Origin of the sequence: Nonomuraea sp. B5E05, from assembly GCF_039880665.1 — a bacterium.
Classification (GTDB): Bacteria; Actinomycetota; Actinomycetes; order Streptosporangiales; family Streptosporangiaceae; genus Nonomuraea.
Genome location: NZ_JBDPMJ010000030.1, coordinates 39,279 through 61,949, shown reverse-complemented (window position 1 = coordinate 61,949; position 22,671 = coordinate 39,279). Strand labels below are relative to the sequence as shown.

The 22,671-nt window shown below is 67.8% G+C and carries 26 protein-coding genes; 14 read left to right on the top strand and 12 right to left on the bottom strand.

The window, feature by feature from the left end; all coding sequences use genetic code 11:
* Positions 1–118: 118 nt before the first annotated feature.
* Both ABGB01_RS38360 and ABGB01_RS38355 read left to right on the top strand, forming a co-directional pair.
* Positions 119–1,429: a serine hydrolase domain-containing protein gene (locus tag ABGB01_RS38360; RefSeq protein WP_347778561.1), complete on the top strand. Its 1,311-nt coding sequence runs from the start codon at positions 119–121 to the stop codon at positions 1,427–1,429.
* 19 nt (positions 1,430–1,448) lie between these two features.
* Positions 1,449–2,318: an aminoglycoside phosphotransferase family protein gene (locus ABGB01_RS38355; protein WP_347778559.1), complete on the top strand. Its 870-nt coding sequence runs from the start codon at positions 1,449–1,451 to the stop codon at positions 2,316–2,318.
* Positions 2,319–2,769: 451 nt separating this feature from the next.
* Here the strand turns inward: ABGB01_RS38355 and ABGB01_RS38350 are convergent, their stop codons facing one another.
* The 5 genes from ABGB01_RS38350 to ABGB01_RS38330 form a co-directional block, all read right to left on the bottom strand.
* Positions 2,770–3,792 carry a DUF932 domain-containing protein gene (locus ABGB01_RS38350; protein ID WP_347778557.1) on the bottom strand — a complete coding sequence of 341 codons (1,023 nt, stop codon included), beginning with the start codon at positions 3,790–3,792 and terminating at the stop codon, positions 2,770–2,772.
* Between the two features lie 77 nt (positions 3,793–3,869).
* Positions 3,870–4,400, bottom strand: coding sequence for a hypothetical protein (locus tag ABGB01_RS38345; protein ID WP_347778556.1), 531 nt, complete (start codon positions 4,398–4,400; stop codon positions 3,870–3,872).
* Positions 4,401–4,544: 144 nt separating this feature from the next.
* Positions 4,545–5,603, bottom strand: coding sequence for a DUF4192 domain-containing protein (locus ABGB01_RS38340; RefSeq protein ID WP_347778554.1), 1,059 nt, complete (start codon positions 5,601–5,603; stop codon positions 4,545–4,547).
* Positions 5,604–6,059: 456 nt separating this feature from the next.
* Positions 6,060–6,869 carry a hypothetical protein gene (locus tag ABGB01_RS38335; protein WP_347778553.1) on the bottom strand — a complete coding sequence of 270 codons (810 nt, stop codon included), beginning with the start codon at positions 6,867–6,869 and terminating at the stop codon, positions 6,060–6,062.
* A gap of 446 nt (positions 6,870–7,315) precedes the next feature.
* Complete coding sequence (locus ABGB01_RS38330; protein WP_347778551.1) at positions 7,316–8,509, bottom strand: helix-turn-helix domain-containing protein; 1,194 nt, start codon at positions 8,507–8,509, stop codon at positions 7,316–7,318.
* A gap of 63 nt (positions 8,510–8,572) precedes the next feature.
* Here ABGB01_RS38330 and ABGB01_RS38325 point away from each other — a divergent pair, with 63 nt between their 5' ends.
* The 4 genes from ABGB01_RS38325 (at position 8,573) to ABGB01_RS38310 (ending at position 10,807) form a co-directional block, all read left to right on the top strand.
* On the top strand, positions 8,573–8,818 hold the full coding sequence (locus tag ABGB01_RS38325) for a hypothetical protein (RefSeq protein ID WP_347778550.1): 246 nt from the start codon (positions 8,573–8,575) through the stop codon (positions 8,816–8,818).
* 98 nt (positions 8,819–8,916) lie between these two features.
* Positions 8,917–9,219 (top strand): hypothetical protein, encoded by a 303-nt coding sequence (locus ABGB01_RS38320; RefSeq protein WP_347778548.1) that lies wholly within the window; start codon positions 8,917–8,919, stop codon positions 9,217–9,219.
* Positions 9,220–9,312: 93 nt separating this feature from the next.
* Entirely contained in the window at positions 9,313–10,128 is an 816-nt protein-coding gene (locus ABGB01_RS38315) for an SAM-dependent methyltransferase (RefSeq protein ID WP_347778547.1), read from the top strand.
* A 352-nt stretch (positions 10,129–10,480) separates the two neighbouring features.
* Positions 10,481–10,807 carry a hypothetical protein gene (locus ABGB01_RS38310; RefSeq protein WP_347778545.1) on the top strand — a complete coding sequence of 109 codons (327 nt, stop codon included), beginning with the start codon at positions 10,481–10,483 and terminating at the stop codon, positions 10,805–10,807.
* Between the two features lie 27 nt (positions 10,808–10,834).
* Here the strand turns inward: ABGB01_RS38310 and ABGB01_RS38305 are convergent, their stop codons facing one another.
* The gene (locus tag ABGB01_RS38305; protein WP_347778543.1) at positions 10,835–11,857 is read right to left on the bottom strand and encodes a helix-turn-helix domain-containing protein; all 1,023 of its coding nucleotides are present in this window, start codon (positions 11,855–11,857) and stop codon (positions 10,835–10,837) included.
* Positions 11,858–12,073: 216 nt separating this feature from the next.
* Between ABGB01_RS38305 and ABGB01_RS38300 the strand changes: the two genes are divergently transcribed.
* Together ABGB01_RS38300 and ABGB01_RS38295 are read left to right on the top strand one after the other, a co-directional pair.
* Positions 12,074–12,247, top strand: coding sequence for a hypothetical protein (locus ABGB01_RS38300; RefSeq protein WP_347778541.1), 174 nt, complete (start codon positions 12,074–12,076; stop codon positions 12,245–12,247).
* 65 nt (positions 12,248–12,312) lie between these two features.
* The gene (locus ABGB01_RS38295) at positions 12,313–12,705 is read left to right on the top strand and encodes a hypothetical protein (protein WP_347778540.1); all 393 of its coding nucleotides are present in this window, start codon (positions 12,313–12,315) and stop codon (positions 12,703–12,705) included.
* A 316-nt stretch (positions 12,706–13,021) separates the two neighbouring features.
* On the opposite strand, the gene ABGB01_RS38290 is transcribed toward ABGB01_RS38295, so the two are convergent.
* Positions 13,022–13,450, bottom strand: a complete 429-nt coding sequence (locus ABGB01_RS38290; protein WP_347778539.1) for a hypothetical protein — start codon at positions 13,448–13,450, stop codon at positions 13,022–13,024.
* 298 nt (positions 13,451–13,748) lie between these two features.
* Here ABGB01_RS38290 and ABGB01_RS38285 point away from each other — a divergent pair, with 298 nt between their 5' ends.
* The 4 genes from ABGB01_RS38285 (at position 13,749) to ABGB01_RS38270 (ending at position 15,743) form a co-directional block, all read left to right on the top strand.
* Positions 13,749–13,901 carry a hypothetical protein gene (locus ABGB01_RS38285; RefSeq protein ID WP_347778538.1) on the top strand — a complete coding sequence of 51 codons (153 nt, stop codon included), beginning with the start codon at positions 13,749–13,751 and terminating at the stop codon, positions 13,899–13,901.
* Between the two features lie 74 nt (positions 13,902–13,975).
* Positions 13,976–14,365, top strand: a complete 390-nt coding sequence (locus ABGB01_RS38280; RefSeq protein WP_347778537.1) for a metalloregulator ArsR/SmtB family transcription factor — start codon at positions 13,976–13,978, stop codon at positions 14,363–14,365.
* Positions 14,365–15,264 (top strand): cation diffusion facilitator family transporter, encoded by a 900-nt coding sequence (locus tag ABGB01_RS38275; protein WP_347778535.1) that lies wholly within the window; start codon positions 14,365–14,367, stop codon positions 15,262–15,264. Before ABGB01_RS38280 ends, ABGB01_RS38275 begins: the two co-directional genes overlap by 1 nt.
* Before the next feature lie 65 nt (positions 15,265–15,329).
* On the top strand, positions 15,330–15,743 hold the full coding sequence (locus ABGB01_RS38270) for a hypothetical protein (protein ID WP_347778533.1): 414 nt from the start codon (positions 15,330–15,332) through the stop codon (positions 15,741–15,743).
* Here the strand turns inward: ABGB01_RS38270 and ABGB01_RS38265 are convergent.
* The gene (locus ABGB01_RS38265) at positions 15,656–16,576 is read right to left on the bottom strand and encodes an aminoglycoside phosphotransferase family protein (RefSeq protein WP_347778531.1); all 921 of its coding nucleotides are present in this window, start codon (positions 16,574–16,576) and stop codon (positions 15,656–15,658) included. The two genes, ABGB01_RS38270 and ABGB01_RS38265, sit on opposite strands and share 88 nt — an antisense overlap.
* 289 nt (positions 16,577–16,865) lie before the next feature.
* Between ABGB01_RS38265 and ABGB01_RS38260 the strand changes: the two genes are divergently transcribed.
* Positions 16,866–17,048: a hypothetical protein gene (locus ABGB01_RS38260; RefSeq protein ID WP_347778530.1), complete on the top strand. Its 183-nt coding sequence runs from the start codon at positions 16,866–16,868 to the stop codon at positions 17,046–17,048.
* Positions 17,049–17,224: 176 nt separating this feature from the next.
* Positions 17,225–18,127, top strand: coding sequence for an aminoglycoside phosphotransferase family protein (locus ABGB01_RS38255; RefSeq protein WP_347778528.1), 903 nt, complete (start codon positions 17,225–17,227; stop codon positions 18,125–18,127).
* Positions 18,128–18,304: 177 nt separating this feature from the next.
* Here the strand turns inward: ABGB01_RS38255 and ABGB01_RS38250 are convergent, their stop codons facing one another.
* The 4 genes from ABGB01_RS38250 to ABGB01_RS38235 are packed head-to-tail and all read right to left on the bottom strand — an operon-like array spanning position 18,305 to position 22,496.
* Positions 18,305–19,849 (bottom strand): tripartite tricarboxylate transporter permease, encoded by a 1,545-nt coding sequence (locus tag ABGB01_RS38250; protein ID WP_347778526.1) that lies wholly within the window; start codon positions 19,847–19,849, stop codon positions 18,305–18,307.
* A gap of 15 nt (positions 19,850–19,864) precedes the next feature.
* Positions 19,865–20,365 (bottom strand): tripartite tricarboxylate transporter TctB family protein, encoded by a 501-nt coding sequence (locus ABGB01_RS38245; RefSeq protein WP_347778524.1) that lies wholly within the window; start codon positions 20,363–20,365, stop codon positions 19,865–19,867.
* A 14-nt stretch (positions 20,366–20,379) separates the two neighbouring features.
* A complete protein-coding gene (locus ABGB01_RS38240; RefSeq protein ID WP_347778523.1) occupies positions 20,380–21,360 on the bottom strand; it encodes a tripartite tricarboxylate transporter substrate binding protein in 981 nt (326 codons plus the stop codon).
* Positions 21,357–22,496 (bottom strand): acyl-CoA dehydrogenase family protein, encoded by a 1,140-nt coding sequence (locus tag ABGB01_RS38235; RefSeq protein ID WP_347778522.1) that lies wholly within the window; start codon positions 22,494–22,496, stop codon positions 21,357–21,359. Before ABGB01_RS38235 ends, ABGB01_RS38240 begins: the two co-directional genes overlap by 4 nt.
* Positions 22,497–22,671 lie beyond the last annotated feature (175 nt).

Sequence of the window (22,671 nt, the reverse complement as noted above, 5' to 3'; positions counted from 1 at the left end):
TTCAGAAAGGGCCGGAGGCGGCCTCAGAACTCCCAGAAGATCCCGGCGTGGCGTCCATCAGGCCCCGAGACCTTGGTGTGTCCCGGGGTGGGTGGAGGCTTGTCACTAGCCTGGCGGGATGGGATGGGGTCTGGGCGAGCTTGTCGCGAAGTACGACGTACCGGGTGCACAGGTCGCCGTGCTGGCCAACGGGGAGATTCGGGACGAGGCTGCGGGCGTGCTGAGTCTGCGCACCCAGGTCGAGGCCACGACCGACTCAATATTCAAGATCGGCTCGATCACCAAGATCTGGACAGCCACGCTGATCCAGCAACTGGTCGGAGACGGTGTGCTGGAACTCGACCGTCCCGTGCGCGACTACCTGCCCGACTTCCGGCTGAGCGACACAGCCGCCACTGCCTCCCTGACCGCCCGCCACCTGCTCACCCACACCGGCGGTATCGACGGCAACCACTTCACCGACACCGGTCGCAACAACGACGCGATCGAGAGGTTCGTCGCCACCCTCGCCGAGGCCGACCAGCTTCTCCCGCCCGACACCGTCTTCTCCTACTCCAACAGCGGGTACGTGGTGCTCGGCAGGCTGGTGGAGGTGTTACGCGACAAGCCCTACCACGACGTGCTCCGCGAACGCCTGGTGACACCACTGGGCCTGCACACCGCCGCTGCCGACACCTACGAGGCGATCCTGCACCGCGCCGCGGTCGGCCACATCCAGAGCGGCGGAGAGGTCGTTCCGGCGCAACAGTGGGCGGTTTCCTACTACTCCGCGCCCAGCGGCTCGCACCTGGCGATCAGTGCACGCGACCTGCTGGAGTTCGTCCGCCTGCACATCACCGACCCTGCGCTGGCGGCACTGCGCGAACCTCAGGTCGAATCCGTCCCGGACTTCGGCGGCGGCGTCATCGGCTGGGGACTCGGCTGGATGCTCTACCAGGACGGCGTCGTCGGCCACACCGGCGTCTCCAAGGGGCAGAAGGCATTCCTTCGCGTCGTCCCATCGGCGGGTGTGGCGGTGGCCGTGCTGACCAACAGCACCGGCGGTGAGCCACTGGCCTACGAGATCTTCGATGCGGTGCTCAGGGACCTTGCCGGCGTCGAGACGGCACCGCTACCCGTGCCGCCGTTAAACCCGACCGGGATCGACGCGGACCGCATGTGCGGCACCTACCGCTCCACCCTGTACGACATCACCCTTACCAGCGAGCACGACCGCGCGTTCCTCATCTACCGCCCACGCAATGAGATCGCCGAGTCCTTCCTCGGCGGGTCGGAGAAGCGCGTCGAGGTCGTCCGCCTCAACGACAGCTCAGTCGTCACCGCCGAACCGAAGTCTTCCGGCCACCAGGTCCTGTCCCTGGTCGGCTCCGACGGGCACGGCCGCGCCCGTTTCCTGCACAACGGCGCCGCCGCCTACCGAATCGCCTGATGGTCACCGCCGACCCCGTGTGATCGTCCGGCAGAATGGCGGGATGCCTCGACCAGTCCCCGCCGACCTGCTGGAAATCGCTGAGGCACTCGTTCCCGACGCTGCTCTCGGCTCCGTACGTCTTGCCGAGCATGGAAACATGCACCACGTTGTGCTGTTCCCCGGCGTCGCCGCGGTACGTATCAGCAAGCGCCCCGATGCCGCCGCCGAGTTGCCGCGCCGGGTCGAGATTCTTCGAGCCGTTGCGGCGGCCGGTCTGCCTTTCGCCGTGCCGGAGCCGCTGACTGCGGTGATCACGTTCGGGGAACGCGCGGCCGTCGCGCTTTCGTGGATCGACGGCGAGTCGTTGCCGGAAGGCGTCGGGGACCCATCGGCGTTCGGCCCGCTCTTGGAGGCACTGCGCGACGTTGAGATCTCACCGGAACTCGAGGCCGTTCTCCACACTCCCCGCCGGTACGCCGATGACCTGGGATGGGCCGACATCCTGAGAGACGAGATCATTCCACGCCTGCCGACGAAGTGGCGTGACGGAGTGCGGCAGCGGCTGGACACGATGCTGGCACTCGAGGAGGTCCCGCCCAGGCTCGTCCACGGCGACCTCGGCGCCGGCAATGTGCACTTCGGTGAGGACGGCAAGCTGGCCGGCGTACTCGACTGGGACATGGCGATCCTGTCCGACCCCGCGATCGACGGGGCACTCGTCGCGACCTGGCACGGCTGGGACGTCCTGCGCGCGGCCACCGACGAGAAGACCTACCGACGCGCCTGGACCTGGAACGACGCTGTCGGGGTCGGGCACCTCCACGCGGTGTTCGCCGGCAAACCCCTGTCGCACGTCGACGGCTTCGTCCGTTCCGTCGTCGCTTGGTTGGAGGAACGCGGACCCTGACGACCGGCCCAGACTCATGCCCGAGCACAACGAGAGGCAACGCTCAGAGCAGGCTGCCCCTGGCTAGGGCACGCCGCAGGAGTCTCCTTTCTGAACACCGCCTATTTCGGCGACGTCGTCACGAGCAAACCCACGATCCCGGCTCCCGGCTTCGAGCGCGTCGCTAACTCCCTGTCCGTAATTTGAGCTGGGCGCACGCACCCGGAGGGGTCGCGCCGAAGCCTGCCGACGCCGTCCATCAGCCCGGATCCTGTACCGCCCGGCGCGGAGCGCGCGCACTTCTGTGCTTCTCAGCCGCCTCTCTCGCGGACGCGGCCTGCTACGCCGGGCACGAGCGGCACGCTCTCGTCCGCGGCCACGGGATGCCAGCAACACGATGTGTTCTCCTTTCGGCCGGTATGGCTCCCGCCCCGGGGATACGAGAGCAGGAGCCCTACCAGGTCGAGTGTCATCAACCGGCGAAGGTGAGCGACCGGTCCAGAGCTGCGGACAGGGTGCGCAGGGTCTCGCGGTCGAGGTCGTCGACGCCGCCGGTCACCGCGCGCAGCATGTTGCGCTCGGCACGGTCGGCGCCGCGTACGTGCTGCTCGTGGTGGGTGTAGGTGTTGACCGCCTGGACCACACCCCAGGCCGTCCCCTGCCAGGGCGACACCCGAAGGTCGTGGTTCCAGAGCCTGGTCAGAGAGTCGCGCTTGTTCTCGGCCATGGTCCGGCTGCGTCCCGGCTTGGCGGGCATCGGGACGTGGGCGTCCAGGAAGGCGTTCCACTGCCCCCGGCTGACCGGAATCCGGCACAGATCCGCGACGGCGCGCGAGAACTCGTCGGCCAGGGTGTAGACGATGTTCAGAGCCTGGCGCGCCTCGGTCAGCCGGAACTTCGAGTGCCGTGAGTGCTTGATCTTGATCTGCTGGCCGCGTTCGGCGAGCCCGGCGGCCATCGTGTTGTCGCACACGATGTTCGTGATGGCGCGTTTGAAGGTGGTGGACAGGGACCCGTCGAAGGACGTCGCCCCGAACAGGTGCGGGCGGAACTCCACCCCCTCAGGGGTGTGGATGTTGTCGGGCACTTCGACCGACACCCAGGCGACCGCGCCGCCCCTGAGCAGTCCGGCCGACCCGATCGACAGGTCCGCGTCCAGCAGGCGGGAGATGTTGCCGACGAGCCACTCCACGTACGGATGCGGCTCATAACCGTCGGAGAAGATCCCCATGACGTGGCCGTTGTCGCTGCGCAGGATCGCCTGCCGTCCGGAGACCTGGGCGCGCCCTCCGCGCGGATCCTCCACGTACACCGGGCTCGACAGCGCCTGCCAGCCGAACAGGCGCCGTTTGACGTCGTCGACCGGAATCGGGCCCGGGTAGTGGTTGGGCTCCTCTCCCTGCATGCTGGCCCGGTAGTGCCAGGCGCTGCCGCGTTTGTCGGTGTGGCCGATCAGCGTGTTGGTGTTCAGCCACTCCAGGGATTCACGGGACATGATGCGCTTTCTCTCTGACCAGGAGAAACGGAAAGACACCGGCCGGAACCGGTGCCCGTCGGATGTGTCTGGCGCGCTCAGGTGGCGCGCTGGTTGATCGCGTACGCGACGCGTTCGGCGAGCTCACGGTCCGCGTTGCGGATCTCGATGCTGGTGGCGTGGTCGCGGACCTCGAAGACTCCGTACATGGACCCGAGTCGCCACCGGACGGCGGCTTCCTGCTCGGCAGCGGTGACGGCGTGCCCGGGCAGCAGAGCGAGCAGGGTCTCCACCAGATCGGTTCGCGCGGTGTGTTTGGCTGTTCTGGCCTGCTGCTGCTTGAGATCGCGTACGTACTTCGGCAGGAGCCGGCGGGTGATCTTCTTGGCAATATGCTTCGGCCCGCGCGTGGTCACCACGATGATCGAATGGCGCCGCAGGTCAGAGGACTCGACGGGGTAGAGTCCCGTGACCACGATCCACTCTGTCCGGCCCATCAGCTGGTGTACGGCCAGGCGCGCGCCGTCCGGTCCCATCAGGTACGGCGTCCCCCAGAGGGTCTCTGGGCTGTAGCCGTGCAGATGCCTGGCGATCTCGGGTACGAGGTCGTTCACGTCGCAGCCGTCCATCGGGAATCCTTTCGTTCCGGCACGTCAGGGCAGCGTTCGGTTGATCGGGAAAGGCTCGCCGCCGCGCCCTTCCCGGGGAGCGGCGGCGGGTTGGCTGTGTGGGGTACCGCGTCGGGAAGGCGGATCAGACCGCCGACAGGGCGATCACCAGCCCTCGGGGAGCAGTGGCCAGGCAGCCGAGGGCCGCTCTCGTACCTGCGCGATGATGTCGTCGGCCATCTGGCTCCAGTCACGCCCGAGCACCTCGGACGGCGACAGACCCACCATGAGCGCCTCGACGAGCAGGAGCGCGAGCGTGTAGTGAGACGTGACCGACAGAGCCCGGTCGAGCGCGACGCTCGCCAGCGGCCCGTCCCCCCGGCACATCGCGGCGAACGCCAGCAGCGTTGCGGGAGCGGCGGCGAACGCGGGCTGAACCTTGCGGACGACCTCGGTCCACAAGCGCACATGCGTCTCTGTGTCGTACTCCAGCACGTACGTCATCGCCATGTCGCGTACGGGCTTGGCGGTCAGGCACACGCCGAGCCAGGCCACCGTCTCGGCGTCAAGGTGTCCTCCAGCCTGGACCTGATCCAGCGCAGCCACGATCCGCTTCACGCCGTCGCCGAACCAGTCATCGTCCGGCCTGCTCTCCTTCCTGGCCTGGGCGCAGACCTCCCGCGTGATCTTCTCTGCGCGGTCCTGATCGAGATTCTGGGGCGGCTCCAGGGTTGCAGCAAGGGCCGCCTTGTCGGGAAGCGCGCGCATCCCGGCCACCACGGCGGCAGCGGCGGGCACGCTACTGGAGGGATCGACCAGTACCCCCTCCGGAGGGCAGCACCTGACATCCGAGCACATGTAGGACCAGTAACGCCCTTCATCAACGCGTATCGCCTCACCGAGGGCGACCCCGTTCCCGGGCAGGGTTTCCATGGCGGCATCCATCATCGGAGTAACCTGCGGACCAGCTCCGTAGCCGACCAGCAGCGCATGGTGGAGACCGTTGCCCGCCAGCACGTTCGCCAGATGGCTCGTCCGCGCTGCCATCTCGGCAGGGTCCTGCGTCAGGTCCAGGCGTACGACACCCTTCACCTTCGCGTCGTCGATGCCCACCGCCACGAGGCTCTGTGAGGGGTGGAAGCCGAGCAGGTACGGCACGGTGGCGACCACGTCGGCCAGCTTCTTGATCGTGACGGTGTTGGTGAGCTTGGATGCAGCGCTCATGGAAAAGCCTCCAGACATGAGAAAGCCCGGCAGATGGCCGGGCGGATGGGACGTCAGCGCAGCGCGATGTGGACGCTGCCGCGCGAGCGTGAAGAGATGGGTAAGCGAGATTGCCGAGCATCTCGGACACGCTCGCGACGCTGCAGTGTCGCGCGTTGCTCTCACCTAAATACGGTTGACGAAACGGCTCAACCGTCCGCGCTCGGCGATTTCCTTTCGCGTGGCGCCAAGCAGAACGGCAGGCGTTTGCCCAGGAACCGTATGACCGAGAAACACCGATCGTGTTAGGCGCGTACCGGCGAATCTCCCCTCACTCAAATACGGCTACCGCGCCCGCCCAACCGTCCGCTACTCGGCTCCTTTCGGGGAATCTTTCGCTCAGGGAACCACAGTTAGCAAGAGCATAAGAAGAGGGCCCCAGAGTATCTCTGGAGCCCTCTTCTTATGGCCTTCGGGTTACTCCTGCGTCATTTCGCCCTCGTACCTGAGCGTGTCCCTGGCATCGTCAATGCGCTCGGACAGTTCCTGCCACTCGGCCCGTGCGGCGTCACGCGTCCTGATCACAGTCCGGCGGGAACCGTAAGCACCGCCGTATCGTTCCTGAGCGACCTTGCCCAGGACCCCCGCCCGCCCCAGATCATCGGCTTGCCCAGCGATCTTCATCATCGCTCGCAGGGTCGGGAAGTCACCGCCATCTCCGAACGCCTGCCGGAAAATGACGGCACTGTTCTGAGCCAGGCAGAACGCCTCAGCCGCCCGTGTGGCACTCTCCACGTGCGGCACCGGTCGCATGAGCTGTGCGCCAGGCGTGGCGTCGACCTCGGTCGGAGGCACATCAACCCGGTAGCCGTTCCGCGCGGCGGCATCCCGGACGGCCCACCGGTGCAGCGTCGTACGCGAGACCGTAATCTCGCCCCCGTCGCGCCGGACGTAGACCCATGCAGGGGCATCCGTCGTGCTGTCGGGAGCCTTGCGGCACGACGCGGAGATGTCGCGAAGTTTCTGGGCGAAGAGCAGCACCGCATCTTGGGTGACGTCATCCGAAACGTCGTCCGTGCCATACGACGCGTGCCCCTGCTTGACGATCGTGGCGCTGCCGTCCATGCGCTTACGGGATCGCGTGGCGTCCACCGTGCGGCAGTAACCGCGCGCCAGCCGCTGGATTTCCGCCCAGTCCTCCGAGGCCACCCGCGCCATATCCTCGGGCGTGAGGCTCTCCCCGGGAACGTTGGCCGGAACGCTCTTTCCAGAAGCTGCGTACGACATTTCCTGTCTCCGTTTCTGTTGCACACTGTTGTGCGACTACCTTCGAACTCTTCAATTACATCTCGAAACGGAGCCCCGATCAATGACATCCGGCGAGTCTTTACCATTATTCTTGACACAATAAATGGCGAGCCCATCGCCGAACAGGAGGAATTCAACGAGAAATATCAGCGTGGACTTCAAGAGAGAGAATTAATCACTAAGCGAGGGAATATGATTCAAAGAATCGCCGAGTGATTCACCGCGTAACCGGCGCCCCACCCACCTTCTAAAGAGAAGGGCTACATTTACATGAGTCGGGGCGGCGACTGGCCGACCCAGCGCCCCTGTGGACTGGGGCTGTACCAACCCCCTGGGCAGCCACTCTCAAGCAGCCGCCCAATTGGCCTACGACTGGTCATCCGAGTGGCCGAGTTATCGGCTCTTGGGCCAGTACCGACGTGTGTTCAGACCAGGCCTAGCCAGGCCGCGAAGCGCCGCAGGTCCTCGCTTGGCCGCGCTCCCGTGCTCGCCATCGTCTGCACAAGCTCCCGGACCATCGGATGGTTCCGCACCTGCTGCGGTGCGGCCGACCGAGCCCGCCGCAGCGCGTCGAACGCCTGCCCCCGATCGCCGTGGTAGTACCAACCACGGGCCACGTCGATCCAGTGATGCCCGGCACGCACCGGCGGCAGATCCACCGGGAAAGCCTTGTACAGCGGCAACGCGCGCTCGATCGCCTTGGCCCCGTCCTCCAGTTCCACGGCCGCCGACACCGCGTGCAGCGCGACATTGGACGGCCTGAACTCCAGCCCGTAGTAGTTCGTGGAATCACCGGCCAGCGACTGCGCGGCATGGCCGGCCAGCCGTAGATGCTCATCCGACAGGTCCGCGTCACCGGAGCGCGCCGCCAGCACGGACGATCTCAGATGCAACGACCCGTACAGCGCCGCAGCGGCAGGCTCCATCCGCTCGGGGTCGTCGCCGAGGCCGCGGCGCGTCTGCTCCATCAGCCGCAGCCCTTGCTCGTAGGCGGCGACCGCGAGCAGAGACACTCCACGCGACCAGCGCGTACGCGCGACCCGTAGCGGATCACGACTCAGCTGCGCCTCACGCTCGATCCGCTCCAGCACGATGCCGCGCATGTCCTGGTATCCGAGCATGTGAGCGAGCGCGGATACGCCCCCGTACGCCTCGGCCATCAGCGCATGCAGGCGGGGATCGTCGCTGTGGTGGATGGCGATGGACAGCTCTTCCAGCAGGGAAGGCAGCATCTCCCCGAGCCGCAGGTAACGAGCCTGCCGGCCCAACTGCGAAGCCTCCTCGACGTCCTTGCGAAGCTCCGCCAAGGACCGCGGCTCCGGCGCCTCCTCCGGCGGAAGATCCTGAGTGAGCAGGGCCCGACGCAACGGCTCGACGACGGCCTGGAGCCGCTGCCCCTGGCTCACCGGCTCCTGATAAGGCTGACCGGTAATGCGGGGAACATCTACCTTCAGTGCCCGCGCCACGGCACCGATGAACGCCGGGCTCGCGGGCGCATGCCCGGATTCCACCTTCGTGAGCAGGCTGTAGGAGACATGCGCGCGTGTGGCGAGGCCACGTTGGCTGTATCCGCGTAGCTTGCGCAGCCCGGCGACCCGGACTCCGATCGTCTCGGTCACGCCCACACCCGCTTTCAGACCCTTTGAAAGCTCGTCTCGGTCTTCAGTATGACTCTGTCTAGCGTGACACAGGCTGATTCCGGCGACCGAACAGTAGCGCTCGGTGACGATGCGGTCGCCATCGAACTCGAGCAGAAGTTCCCAGCGTGGCGTGTATGGAGAAGCGACACCGGCCTCTGGTGGGCCGCGCGCCGCGCCTATCCCATCGGCGCCGAACGGAACACCAGCCTGGCGTCCTATCTCCGCGCCACCACCGCCATGGGCCTCGTCGACCTCCTCATAGAGCAGGAGCAAAGCAAGTCGCCGTAGCCAACACCGAAACGCGCAATCCCCGCCGAGCAGGCCCCCGGTGTGCCCCTTGATCAGAAAGGCAGGTCCTCACCCATGCTGATGCGGGAGATCCCCACATGAACGCGACCATCCTCGCGCACCGGCAATATGTCCGCGCTGCGACGCACGTACCCGGATGGGAGATCGTCCGCGGAAGAGACGGGTCCGGCTGCGAATGCTGGGAGGCACGGTTGCGGATCGCCACGACCGAGCCCATGCGACAGGCCGGGGTGGCCGCGTTCATACGAGGGCCGGACGCCTACGCACTGTCGTCCGCCCTGGCCCGCCAGCAGTCGATCGTGCACCTCTTCCGCACCAGCTCGCCGACCAGTTCAACAACCGCACTACCACGCTCGCCCTCGATCAGGAGGTCATCATGACCGAGCACGACGGACCGCCGCAGATCAGGACATCCTTCTGGCAGACGAGAAGAACGGCACCCTCGCAACCGACACAAACGCACGAGACCCTCGATGACCGATGACCGCACCCCATCGCCCTCGTCAGGTGTGAACCCGAACACGCCCAGCATCGCCCGGGTGTATGACTACTTCCTTGACGGCAAGGACAATTTCGCCGCCGACCGGGAGCTGGCCGAGCAGGTTCTGAAAGTGGCTCCGAACGCTCGCACCACAGCACGTGCGAATCGAACCTTCCTGGTTCGGGCAACGGAAGCGGTCGTCGAAGCCGGCATCCGGCAATTCGTCGATCTGGGCACAGGCGTCCCCACATCGCCGAACGTGCATGAGGTCGCGCAGCGGACCATCCCGGACGCGCGCGTGGCGTACGTCGATAACGATCCGATCGTGCTGGTCCATGCCCGCGCCCTGTTGGCCGGCATCAGGCCTGACGTGATCGCGATCGAGGCTGACCTGCGTGACCCGAAGAACATCCTGGACCACCCCGGCCTGCGTGCGCACATCGACTTCTCCCGGCCAACCGCGTTCCTCCTGGTAGCCATGCTGCATCTGCTGACCGACGAGGACCGCCCGGAGAAGCTGGTGGAGGCAGTACGCGACCGGATGGCGCCGGGCAGCTATCTGATCTTGTCCCATCTGTGGGACGACCCGGACGGTGTCGCGCGGGCAGGTGCCGAAGAGTACGCGCACCGCAAGGCCAGTGCTTCGGTCGTGCCGCGGACGACGGAGCAGATCCAGCGGTTTTTCGACGGCTTCGAGCTGATCCAGCCTGGGCTGGTCTTTCTGGATCAGTGGCGGCCGACCGAAGGCATGATCAACGCGAGGGCCGATGACCGATTCTGCCTGTGCGCGGTGGGCCGGAAGCTGTGACCAGTGGCGAGGTTTCGAGCGTTTCCGGAGTACGACATGGACGTCGGCCAGACGCTGCCGTGGCCGTGCCATCCCAGCGCCCGCGCGTGATCGTCTCCTCCAGCTTCCTCCGGGAGGTGTGGTCGGGTGAACAAGCGGGACGAAGCCGGGCACGCGCCCCTGCGAGCGGGCAACGATCCTGCACTTCTCGTATGAATGACCTTCCCGGCGCCGCGGTGCAGCCGCAGCACCGCCCAAAGGCACAGGCGGTGGCCCGTGTCGCACCCCCTGTCTCGCACCCCAGGGACGAGCCAGTTCCTCTCCCTGGGGTGCGAGACAGCCAACAGCATCTTCTCGACCCCTGGAGGTCACTGTGCGCGACCTTGCCGAACTGGACAAGCTGCCCCACGCCGTCCGCAGCCTCATCGTGCAAGCGCACACCGGAGCGATAGACCGGATTCAGCCCATCAGCACCTCCCGGCCAGGTCTCGCCCTGCACGTGCATGGCGCGCAGCAGGACGTGTTCCTCAGGGCCACCCCGCTGGCCAGCCCGGATCTGCCGCTCTACAAACGGGAGCGATCAGCGAGTCTGAGCCTGCCCCTGGACGCGCCGGCGCCCCGCCTGCTGTGGACCACGGCAGCCGACGGCTGGATGCTGCTGGCCTACGAGCTCATCAACGACAACGCCGACCACGTGTGAGGGGAGGGCGGGTCCTGGCCGCCGCCGTCACGGGAGGCGCGCGGCGGCGTCGTCAGCGAGCCAGCCGGCCCGTGTGGCGAGGACGCCGGCCTGGAAACGGCTCTTGGCGTTGAGGCGGGCCATCAGGTCGGCGGTCAGGCGGCGTTCGGTGCGGAGCGAGATGCCGAGCTTGCGGGCGCACACCTCGTCGGTGTTGCCCTCGGCCATGAGCCTGAGCAGGGAAAGCTCCTGGCGGCTGATGCCGTCGTGCTCGCGTTGGGGGGCGACGCCGATCGGGGTGGCGTCCTCCCAGAGCTTTTCGAAAAGTGCGCACATGGCGATGATCACACTGCTCTGGCGCAACACCATGGCCCCCATGGACGTGTCGTTGATCTGCACCGGAAGCAGCGCCACCCGCCGATCGAAGATGATCATCCGGAGTGGGACCACGGGAGTGGTGCGGATCGACGCTCCCTCTTCGGTCAGCCAGTTGACGTAGGCGAGGGTGGCGGGGTCGTTGGACAGGCTCTCCAGGTAGATCGAGCGCATCCGCACGCCGCGGGCCAGGACCGCCTGGTCCTGGGGCCTGCTGGCCTCCATGTTCTCCCTGGTCTGCGGTCCGCCGTCCACGAACGCCATCACGTCGGACACGCATTCACGCCCCATGACCTCGATGTGCGTCCTGACGTCGTCCAGGCCTGAGAGGTACTTGATCTCGGCCCGGCCGGGGGCGCCGTTACGCCCGTTGTACTCCGCGATCAGGTCGTTCACCGCTGCGCGGCCGGCGGCGATCGCCTGCTGACGCTGAAGCAGCTCGGCCTCGCGGCTGGCGAGCAGCGAGGTGAGGCTGATCTCGGGGTCCACCAGGTGCAGGTGACCCGGCCGTTCCCAGGACGGCTGGATCAGCCCGAGCCGGGTCAGCTCGCCGAGGGCATCGTGCACGTGCCCGGGTGGCAGCTGCGTGCGGATGGCGAGCTCCTCCACCTGCAGCCCTGGCTCGCGCATGATGACGCGATAAAGGGACTCAGCGTCGACGCTGAGTCCCAGCGTGGCGAAAAATCCTCGTGTCATACGTTCACTATGGCCAAGGAACGACGACGGTGGGGCCGCACGAAACCCGTTGGGGGGACGTCCGTAATGGAGGGCGGCCGTAACACCTTCTACGAGGCATCAAGGTGCCAGGGCAGCATGGTGACAGCCAGAAACGATGACACCCCGGGACGGCTGCCCCGAAACTCTTCTCTGTCGGTTTTCCGTACACGTGATACTGCGAGGAGTCCTGTCTTCATGAAGGGAGCCATCCTGTCGCTCGTGGCCGCCGCACTGGTCGGCCTGGCGCATGGGGCCGTCTCCGGGAGTGCGAGCGACCATGGCACGGTCGCGCTGCCGCCCGTTGGCTGCCTCCCGGACGCCGACTGTGGCCCCGGCAACCTCGGCTGGCAGGACCAGACCGAGCCTTGATGCGCTGCCCCATCGTGAGTTGAGGGCCATACCGCCTCGGATGCGAAAGGTTCTACAGGCTGCATATGAGAGTCGAACTGTTCCGGAGACTGACCTCTTTCGCCGGCGCGCTGGCGCTCGGCGCCGGCCTCGTGGCGGCTGCATCGGCTCCGGCCTCGGCGGCCGTTTGTTCCGGCACCCACCTAGACAACTGGTCCATCACCGGCGGATACATCGCCGTTTACTACAACTCCTCCACCGGGAGGAACTGCGCGATGACTTACACGAACAATCCTGGCAAAGCGCAGTACATCATGGTTTCCATCTCCACCTCGGGCGCCTCCGACAGGGATGCCGGCACCTACACCACCTACGCCGGTCCGGTCAGCGTGTACGCCAAGGGCAAGTGCATCAGCTTCCAGGGCCAGGTCGGCAAGAGCAACCCGACAGAGGGCGTCACCGACGTCTACTGCGGCTGAGCCTTCAACGCCGATTGAACGCCGTTCACCCCAGAGTTCATCTCGTCGAGAACCTGAGACGCGATCGCGCTGGGTCGAACCCGGCCAAGCGAGGGGTCCGCGACCTGGTCGCGGACCCCTCGCGCACCGACCCTCCCTGGCGGCCGGACCGCATCAGCGAGTCGGGGCACGCGGTTCATCGGGAGGACCGACCACGCGGCCGGTTGGCGCCCGGCCGGCCATCCTCGCCGTCAGCTTGGCACAGCCAGAATCAGCTTGGCACAGCCAGAAGGAGCCAGGGCGCTCTCACCGGCCCTGCGGCGAGTCATGGCGGCGGTCAGCCGCAGTGGACTCTGTCCACCCTCACATCGCCGTATCCACCGCTGCCCTTGACGGTCGCCAGCACGGTGATGCACTTGTCCCGGGCCGAGACGTAGACGGGACCCGCGTAGTACTCGAACTGGCCGCTGTCGGAGTCGGCCCACGAGGAGGCGCCGGAAGTCTTGATCCGCACCGACTTGTAGGCCTTGGAACCATAGGTGCTGCCCCGGCCGTAGGCCACCGCGCAGTTCCGCCCCTTACCGGAGTTCCAGCGAATCTCAAGGATTCCGTACTTCGAACCCCCCAACTTGATGTTGTACGTACCCACAAGTTTGTAGCCGCTGCCGCACGGGCCCGCCGCGCTCGCCGGAGCAGCGGTACCCACGAGCCAGGCGGAGGCCATGGCCACGCTCGCCACGGCGGCGAGCCCATTACGAAAACGCATATGCCTTCCTTGCTTTTGCGTGGCGCCGTCATCGCGCCCGAGCCTGCTTCTCATTGCGGGGCTCGACCGAGCTTCGAAGGACTCTCGGACAATGAAGCCCGGAAACACCCGCCAACCCGTTCGACCCGCAGCAGTCTGGATCATCCGACCAGCGCCGGTCAGCACTTGCGGCTGGCAGGATGGTGCTCCGGCAACATCATGCGAGGGAGTGGTGTGCGAATTTGGCCTGGTCGCAGCGTGACACAGGCTGATTCCGGCGACTGAACAGGACGACAACGTCGCCATCGCCGATGACCTCATGACCAGGCATCGGATCTTCACCGTCGCCCGCAGCGGCATGAGCGGAGGCGACGCCGTCCGCGCCACTCCCGCCTTGTTCACCTCCGCCGGCGACGTGGACCGGCTGGCGGCCGCCCTGAACGACATCTGCCCGCGTACCGGGTGCCGGTGAGCCCAGGGCGCTCTTGACAGGCGCTCCCCGCCGGCCACTATCTTGCTCATGTGAATAGCTCTTCAGATGACAGCGTGTTGATAGTCGACGGCTGCACCGTCAAGGTGGTCGACGCCGACCGCGTGACCGCCGTGCGCGAACGGATGCCCCCCGCCGATGACCTGACCGACACGGCCGACGTGTTCGGCCTGCTGTCGGACCCCAACCGGCTGCGGCTCCTGGTAGCGCTGCTGGACGGCGAGCTGTGCGTCTGCGACCTCGCGGCGGTGACCGGCCAGAGCGAGTCCGCCGTCTCCCACGCCCTGCGGCTGCTGCGCGCGCACCGCATCGTGGCCGCCCGCCGCTCCGGCCGGATGGCCTACTACCGGCTGGAGGACCCGCACGTACGGATGCTGCTCGACCTGGCACTCGCCCACACCGAACACACCGACGCCATCCACCCCGAGCGCGAAGGAACCCCGTAATGGGCGCCGGACACGGACACGGGCACGCGGGAAGCCGCCACCGATGGCGGCTGGCGGTCTCCTTCGCCCTGATCGGCGCCTACTTCGTCGTCGAGCTGGCCTACGGCCTCATCTCGGGCTCACTGGCACTGCTCTCGGACGCCGGGCACATGGCCGCCGACGTCGTCACCCTCGGCGCCGCCCTGGTCGCCACCAGGATCGCCACCCGCCCGGACACCACCGGCCGGCGCAGTTACGGCTCCTACCGGGCCGAGATCTTCGCCTCCCTACTGGCCGTGATCATGATGCTCGGCGTCGCCCTCTACGTCGTCATCGAAGCCATCGGCCGCATCGGCGGCGGCACCGAGGTCTCCTCCGGCCCCATGCTCGTCGTCGGCGCCATCGGCCTGGCCGTCAACCTCGTGGCCCTGCTCCTGCTGCGCTCGGGAGCCGGCGAAAGCCTCAACGTCAAAGGCGCCTACATCGAGGTCGTGGCCGACACCGCCGGTTCGGTCGGCGTCATCGCAGCCGGCTGGCTGGTGTCCGTCACCGGCCAGCCGTTCTGGGACACCTTCGTCGCCCTGGCCATCGGCGTCTTCGTCGCCGTGCGCGCCATCTCCCTCGGACGGCAGGTCTTCGCCGTGCTGGGCCAGCACGTGCCCGAAGGCCTCGACGCCGGTGCCGTGGCCCAGGACCTGGCCTCCATCGCGGGCGTCCGCGACGTGCACGACCTGCACCTGTGGACACTGACCTCCGGCATGAACGTGGCCACCGCCCACCTGGTCACCGCGGACCTGAGCGACAACCACGCCGTCCTGGACCAGGCCCGCGACCTGCTGCGCCGCCGCCACGGCGTGGCCCACGCCACGCTGCAGGTGGAACCGGCCGACCACCGCGGCTGCGACGAACTGGGCTGGTGAACCACCACAGGCCCCGGCGACCCATCGCTCTTCATCGACACCCCACCCGCCTACCGGAGAAGACCGTGGCATCCCCTCTCACCGGCCCCGCTCCTGTTCAGGCCGGGCCCGCCGCGCCCGGCACCTGGCCGTTCCTGCTGCCCTTCGTGGTCTACGTGCTGCACACATTGGAAGAGCTGCAGGGCTTCGCCGCCTGGGCAGGCCGCTACTTCGGCCCCGAGACCACCGGCATGTTCGCCGCCTACCACATCCCGCTGATGCTGCTCGTTCTGGTGTGCTCCTGGCGAGCCTCGGTGGCCGGGCGGCACGGTGCCTGGGTTGTGCTGGCCACCGCGTTCCAGCGGCAGTTCAGCGTCAACGCCCTGTTCCACCTGAGCGTCGGGGCGGCGGATCAGTTGCCCGTCGCGTACTCGGAGAAGATCTCATCGAGTACGCGTCGCGCGCTCGCGGCCTCCTCGTCGTCGTCGCCCACCGTGTAGGCGTAGGTGGCAAGCGTCTTCCACAGGGCCCAGCCACGCCCGCGGGCCCATGCCGCCTCCCCGACCGACAGCCGCTCCCGGAACGCCTGCCGGCCCTCGGCGGTCAGCAAGGTCCATGCGACTGCCAGGTCACAGGCCGGATCGCCGACGCCGCAGGTGCCGAAGTCGATGACCGCCGCCAACTGCCCGTCGTTGAGCAGGAGATTTCCCTCGGCGACGTCACCGTGGAACCAGCTCTCCACACCGTCCCAGCGTGCGTCGAGGGCGCTCTTCCAGATCTCGCGCGCCAGGTCGACATCGACGTGGCCGCGCAGTTCCGCGAGCGCGTTCTGGGCCACCCCGTCGTACGTCCGCAGCGTGCCGCCGCGAAACCAGTTGTGCTTTCCCGGGCGGGGGCCGTCAGCGGGGTCGATGCTCCGTAAGGCCGTCAGGAACTCGGCCAGGTCAACCGCGAATCGCACGGGATCGGCGATCCGCTCCGCGCCGGCCGGCTCGCCGCCGAGCCACTGGTAGATCGACCACGGGTACGGGTAGCCCGCGCCGGGCTCGCCCTTCGCCAGTGGCACGGGAATCGGCAACGGGAGCCGGGAAGCGAACGCCGGGAGCCACCGGTGTTCCTTGTCGACTGCCAACGCGTACTCGGACGCGCTGGGCAGGCGCACCAACATTCCGGCGCCAAGGTGGAACGTACGGTTGTCCCAGCCGCCGTTGGCAACGGGGTGCACCGGGAGACCGGCCCACTGAGGGAACTGTTGTTCGACGAGGCGACGAACCTGCTCCGCCTCGACGGTGATGCGCTGGGGCACGGCACCGAGATCCGGTGTGTTACTCAACGACACATCCTGTCAGGCTGTTGAATCTCTGTGAAAGCACGTCGCTTGAGTACACCACTGAAGTTCACGCGGTCAAAGGCGTAGAGCGGGCAACGCGGACGACAGGCAGTACGTCCTCCAGGATCTGATCGAGACCTCCACCACGTTCGCTCACTGGATCGGCCCGGAGACAGGGCGGCTCGAGAACATCTCGCTGGACCGAGCGGCGCTGGTCACGTGGCCACGGGGCCAGGGCTTCGCCAGCCGGGCCGAGGCGTCTCCGGGATGGGCGCTGAACGAACTCATTGCGATGGCCCGCGCCGGAAGGGTTGCGGAGGCCCGTGAGGCGGCGGCGCGGTCGCTGAAGTCCTTCTGGCACGCCGCCGGCCGTTACGCCGATCAGACCGAACTTCTCCGCAAGGCGCTCGAAGCAGCCATGAAGCTGGATGACACGCTGGCTTGGCTCACCGACGACTGGAAGGTCTCCACCTGATCGGGCATCGTCAGGATCAGCGCCCGGCGCGGCTTTATCTTCTCACCATGTGAGGGCTGCGGATCTCGGCCCTCACATTTCTTGGTCAGGGTGATGGGTCAGCACGCGGAGCATGCGGCGAGATGTTTCGGGAAGCGAGAGCCGCTCCGCCTGCCGCCTCAGTACTGTGACGTCGCATGACCGGCACCGAGATAGAGATCACCGCGGACTTGGTCCGCGACCTGCTGCAGGAGCAACATCCGGACCTTGCAGGGCTGGCCATCCGCGAGGTGGCGGGCGGCTGGGGCAACCAGATGTGGCGCCTGGGGGACGAGTTGGCCGTGCGCATGCAGCGCATGGACCCCACCCCTGAGCTCCAGCTCAAGGAGCGGCGGTGGCTACCCGTGCTGGCCCCGCGCCTGCCGCTCCCGGTGCCGACCCCGGTGCGGTTCGGCGAACCGTCCGAGCGTTTCCCCAAGCACTGGACCGTGATGACGTGGGTTCCCGGCGAGCCGCTGGACCACGGCTCGATCAGCCGCGGCGCCCACGCGGCCGACACGCTGGCGAGCTTCCTCCAGGCGCTCCATGTGGAGGCGCCCGCCGAGGCCCCGGCCAGTTCGGACCGCGGCGCTCACCCCAGTAGGTGCACCGGCGGCTTCGAGCGGTTCTTGCAGGCCATTGACCCCGACGCCGTCGGCGATGTCCGCGCCGTCCGGGCCGTCTGGGCCGATGCCGTCGCGGCCCCCGAGTGGGAGGGCCCGCCGGTGTGGGTGCACGGCGACCTCCATCCGGCGAACGTCGTCGTCTCGGACGGAACGCTCTCGGGCATCGTCGACTTCGGTGACATGTTCGCCGGAGATCCGGCGTGGGACCTCGCCGCCGCATGGGTGCTGCTCCCCGCGGGCACGGCCTCACGCTTCTTCGACACGTACGCGCACGCGGACGAGGCGGCGATCCGGCGCGCCCGCGGGCTGGCCGCCATGAAGAGCCTCTTCCTGATGCTCATGGGGCAGAACGGTGATCGGGGCCTTCCCGGGGGCAAGCCGCACTGGGGACCTGCAGGCCGGGCGGCACTTGATCGTGTTCTGAAAGGCGTTTGAGTGAGATGTTGCCGACGAGCCATTCCGCGTACGGATGCGGCTCATAACCGTCGGAGAAGAACCCCATGACGTGGCCCTTGTCGCTGCGCAGGATCGCCTGCCGTCCGGGGACCCGGGCAAGCCCTCGGCGCGGAGTGATCATGCTCTGCGAAGACGCCGAGTGCTGCCCCGGCGCGGTCATCCGCCAGGTGTGGGCGTGCGCTGGTCCGTGACCGGATCGGGGCGTTGCCTCGTGCCTCTTCGCGCGAGGAGCGCTCGCCGCGCCGACACGATCACGGCCAGGACGACGAGACCGAAAATCACCATCGTGACGGGCCGTCCGAGGACGTACCCGGGGTTGCCGTCAGAGTAGGCCAGGGTCTGGCGCAGCGAGACTTCGAGCGTGGGCTGGAGGACGACTGCCAGCACGAAGGGAGCCATGCTGAACCCGGCCCGGCGCAGCATGAATCCGAGCAGTCCCGCGACCAGCATGACCACGACGTCGAACATCGAGTTGTTCTCGGCGTACACTCCCACGACGCACAGGCCGATCACGAGCGGCATCAACGTCTGCGGCGGGATCGACAGCAGGCGGGTGAAGAGTCCCACCAGCGGAAGGTTGAGCACCAGCAGCATCAGGTTGGCGATGTACATCGCGGCGATCACGGTCCAGAACAGGTCGGGCTGGTCCTCGACGAACGTCGGGCCAGGGACGATGCCGTTGAGCAGCAGGGCCGCGAGTACGAGTGCCATGGTCGGCGCGAACGGGATCCCGAGCGCCAGCAACGGGACGAACGCCGCGCCGGCCGCCGCGTTGTTGGCCGCCTCAGGGCCGGACACCCCCTCGACGGCGCCCTTGCCGAACTTGTCAGGGTTCCTGGAGATCTTCCGCTCGACGACATAGGAGGCGAACGTCGACAGCACGGCGGCGGGGCCGGGCACCAGCCCCAGCAGGAAGCCGATCACCGAGCCACGCACCGCCGCGGGAGCCGCCTGGCGGGACTCCTGCCCGCTGGGCAGGAGCTCCCTGAGCCGTGGGGCCCTGACGGGTTTCGGACGCCAGCGCCGGCCGACCATCGTGAGCGCTTCCGCCACGCCGAAGGCCCCCATGACCAGGGCGATGAAGCTGAAGCCCTCAGCCAGGGTGTCGGAGCCCATGGTGAACCTCAGGTCACCGCCGGCCGGGTCGATCCCGACCGTGCCGATCGCCAGGCCGGCGCAGATCATGGCGATCGCTTTCGCGACGGAGCCGTCGGCGAGCGCCGCCAGCAGCAGGAGTCCCGCGACGCACAGTGCCAGGTATTCGGGCGGGCCGAGCTTGACCGCTATCCCGCTCAGCCACGGCGCAGACATCATGAGACCGAAGATGGCGATGGTGCCCGCCAGGAACGACGAGAGCGCCGCGATGGTCAGTGCGGGCCCTGCTCTGCCCCGTTTTGTCATCTCGTGGCCGTCGAGCGCTGTGACCACCGACGACGCTTCACCGGGTACGTTGAGCAGGATCGAGGTCGTCGACCCACCGTACGTGGAGCCGAAATAGATGCCGGCGAACAGGATCAGCGATCCCGTCGGGCCCAACTGCGTGGTCATCCCGAGCAGGACCGACATCGCGCCGATCGGCCCGATGCCGGGCAGCACGCCGACCATCGTGCCGAGAACCACGCCGACCAGCGCGAGAATGACGTAGGCCGGATCGGCGAAGGCGGCGAAGCCCGCGCCGAGGTTGTCGATCGCGTCGCCCACGGGGCGTCCTTCCGTTCAGAACAGGCCGAGCGTGCCGCCCGGCAGGGGGACCGACAGCCAGCGCACGAAGATCAACCAGGTGGCCGCGCCGAAGGAGAAGCCGAAGATCACGGCGCTGCTCCACCGGGCGACCCCCATGACCTTGGCCATCAGGACCAAGGAGATCGCCAACGTCACGATCATCCCCACGGTGTCGCCCACCGCCGGCACCAGCAGGGCGGCGGCCAGCACGCCGGCGATCCGCCACCAGCGCACCTCGCCGTCGCCCTCGCCTTCCGCGTCGTCTTCCGCGTCGTCCTCCGGTGGGGTGACGCCGCCCGGCGTCCTTCGACGGCTCTGCAGGAGGACGACGGCACTGGCGGCGACCAGCACCAGCGCGACGACGAAGGGGAAGAAGCCCGCCCCACTGTCCGCCATCGTCCCCAGGCCCTCACCGAGGGCCAGCGCGCCGTACAGCAGGCCCAGCACCAGCAGCGACCCGGCGGCGATCACATCCGGCTTGGCGATCCCTCGCACAGGACCCGTTCCCCTCATTTCGCCGCGATCAGGTTCGCCGCCTCCGCGGTCTTCTTGGCCAGCCGCGCCTTGGCCGTCTCGCCGTCGGCCCCGCTGACGACCAGCCCCAGCTTCCGCGCCGCCTCGGCGAACTTCTGGCTCTTGACGGCCGAGCCGAACGCCTCGCCCAGTTTCCGCTGGACGTCGCCGGGCAGCCCCTGCGGCGCGATCAACACGTTGTAGGCCTCCCACTCCAGGGCGACGTCCTGCTGGGCGAAGGTTCGGATCTCGGGGGCGAGCTCGATGGGCTTGGCGGAGGCGATCCCCAGGGCGCGAAGCTTACCGGCCTTCAGCTGCGCCATCCCGCCGGCCAGTTGCATGACGCCCACTTCGACGTTGTCGCCGAGCAGGGCCGTGACGGTCGCCTGGTCGCCGTCGAACTTGACGTGCTTGAACCGCGTGCCCGTCAACTGCTCGAACTTCCCGGCCGGGATGGCGTAATTGAGCGGACCCTCGGCGATCGTGATAGCCCCTGGGCGGGCCTTGGCGGCTGCGACCAGATCGCCGATGCTCTTGTACGGCGAATCGCCGGGGACCACGAACAGCACCGGTGACGTGGTGACCTCGCTGATCACCGAAATCGCCACCGGGTCGTAGGAGACCTCCTCGGTACGCGGGAGCAAGGTCAGCGGGCCGTCCGGCACGAGGCCGATCGTGTGCCCGTCCGGTTCGGCGCTGAGCGTCGCCGTGGTGCCGACCGAGCCCGCGCCGCCCTCCCTGTTCACCACCTGGACGCGCCGGCCGAGCTTGCCCTCGTCGTTGACGACCTCGACCAGCGAACGGGATGTGGCGTCGATGGCACTTCCGGCCGGATAGGGCACGATGAGCTGGATGTTCCGTGTCGGAAAGCCGCCCTGGGACGCGGGCGCACCGCATGCCGCGGTGACGAGTACGACGGCCGCGAGGAGCGCGGGCAACGCGGCACGGCCGCGCCTGCCGGCCGGAAGAATACTCATGGGGCACCTCCTGGAAGGGACAGGGGAGGATGGGTTCCCGGCCCGATGGCGGCCGTGGCGATGACCGAGTCGTGCCAGCCGTCGTCGCCGAAGTCGTAGGCGTCTCGGTGGAGCCGTTTGAAGAACAGGTGCGCGCTGTGCTCCCAGGTGAAGCCGATCGCGCCATGAAACTGCACCATCGCGGCCGACATCCGGCGGGCCAGGTCGGCGGCGCGGCTCTTGACCACCGACGTCATCAGCACGGCGTCGTCGCGCCCGGTGTCGTGGGCGTGGGCGGTGTACCACAACGCGTCGGTGATCGTCGTCCATGCCACGTACAGCTCGGCCAGCTCGTGCTGGATCGCCTGGAAGCCGCCGATCGCCCGGCCGAACTGCCGGCGCCCGCGAAGGTGGTCAAGAGTGATCCGCATCGCCGTGCCCGCGGCGCCGACGAGGTCCGCGCTCACCAGCACGGTCAACCGCTGGACGATGCGCTCGAAGACGTCGTCGTGCGCCCAGCTCAGCGGCTCAGCGGGCACATCGGCCAAGGTCACCCGGGCCGCACGCATGGTCCGGTCGACGGGCTCGACCGCGCGGATCGACACCCCGGGATGTCCGGCCGCCACGACGAGAACAGCGGGGCCGCTCGCCGACGTGGCGGCGACCAGCATGATGTCGGCATCCTCCGCATGGCCGACGATTCCGGCGTCGCCGTTGAGCATGCCGTCACCGGTGGCGGTGACGGCGATGCCGTCGCGGTCCCACGAGCCGCCCGGAGCACGCAGGGCGGTCGCTCCGATGAGCTCGCCCGCGACCATCGGCGCGAGCCATCGGCGCCGCTGCTCCGGGTCGGTCGAGGTCGCGAGGACGTCGCAGGCGGCCATGGCCGTTCCGACGCCCGCCGGCGCGAGGCCGGCCCCCAGCGCCTCGCCGACCACGGCGAGGTCGAGCAGCCCGAGTCCGAGGCCGCCGTCCGACGGCGCGGCCGTCACCCCGAGCCAGTTGAGGTCTGCCGCCGCACGTCGCAGGCCGGCGTCGAGCCCGGCCGAGGGCGCGTCAGCGTACTGCGCCACGCGCGCCAGGTCCAGGTGGCGATCGAGCCAGCGCCGTACGGCGCCGCCCATCGCCACCTGCTCCTCACTGAGCCCAAAGTCCATGTCACCGGTCCACTCACGCGAATGGCACACAGTTCACAGTGCATGTGTGAAGTACGTCAAAGACGTGAAATCAACCCGACTCATTGCATTTCGCAATGAGTCGGTCATGGGTTTTGCTCTTTGACGCTCCAGGACGACGGTGCTCAGGATGGGCGTGCGCGCAGGACGGATCGGA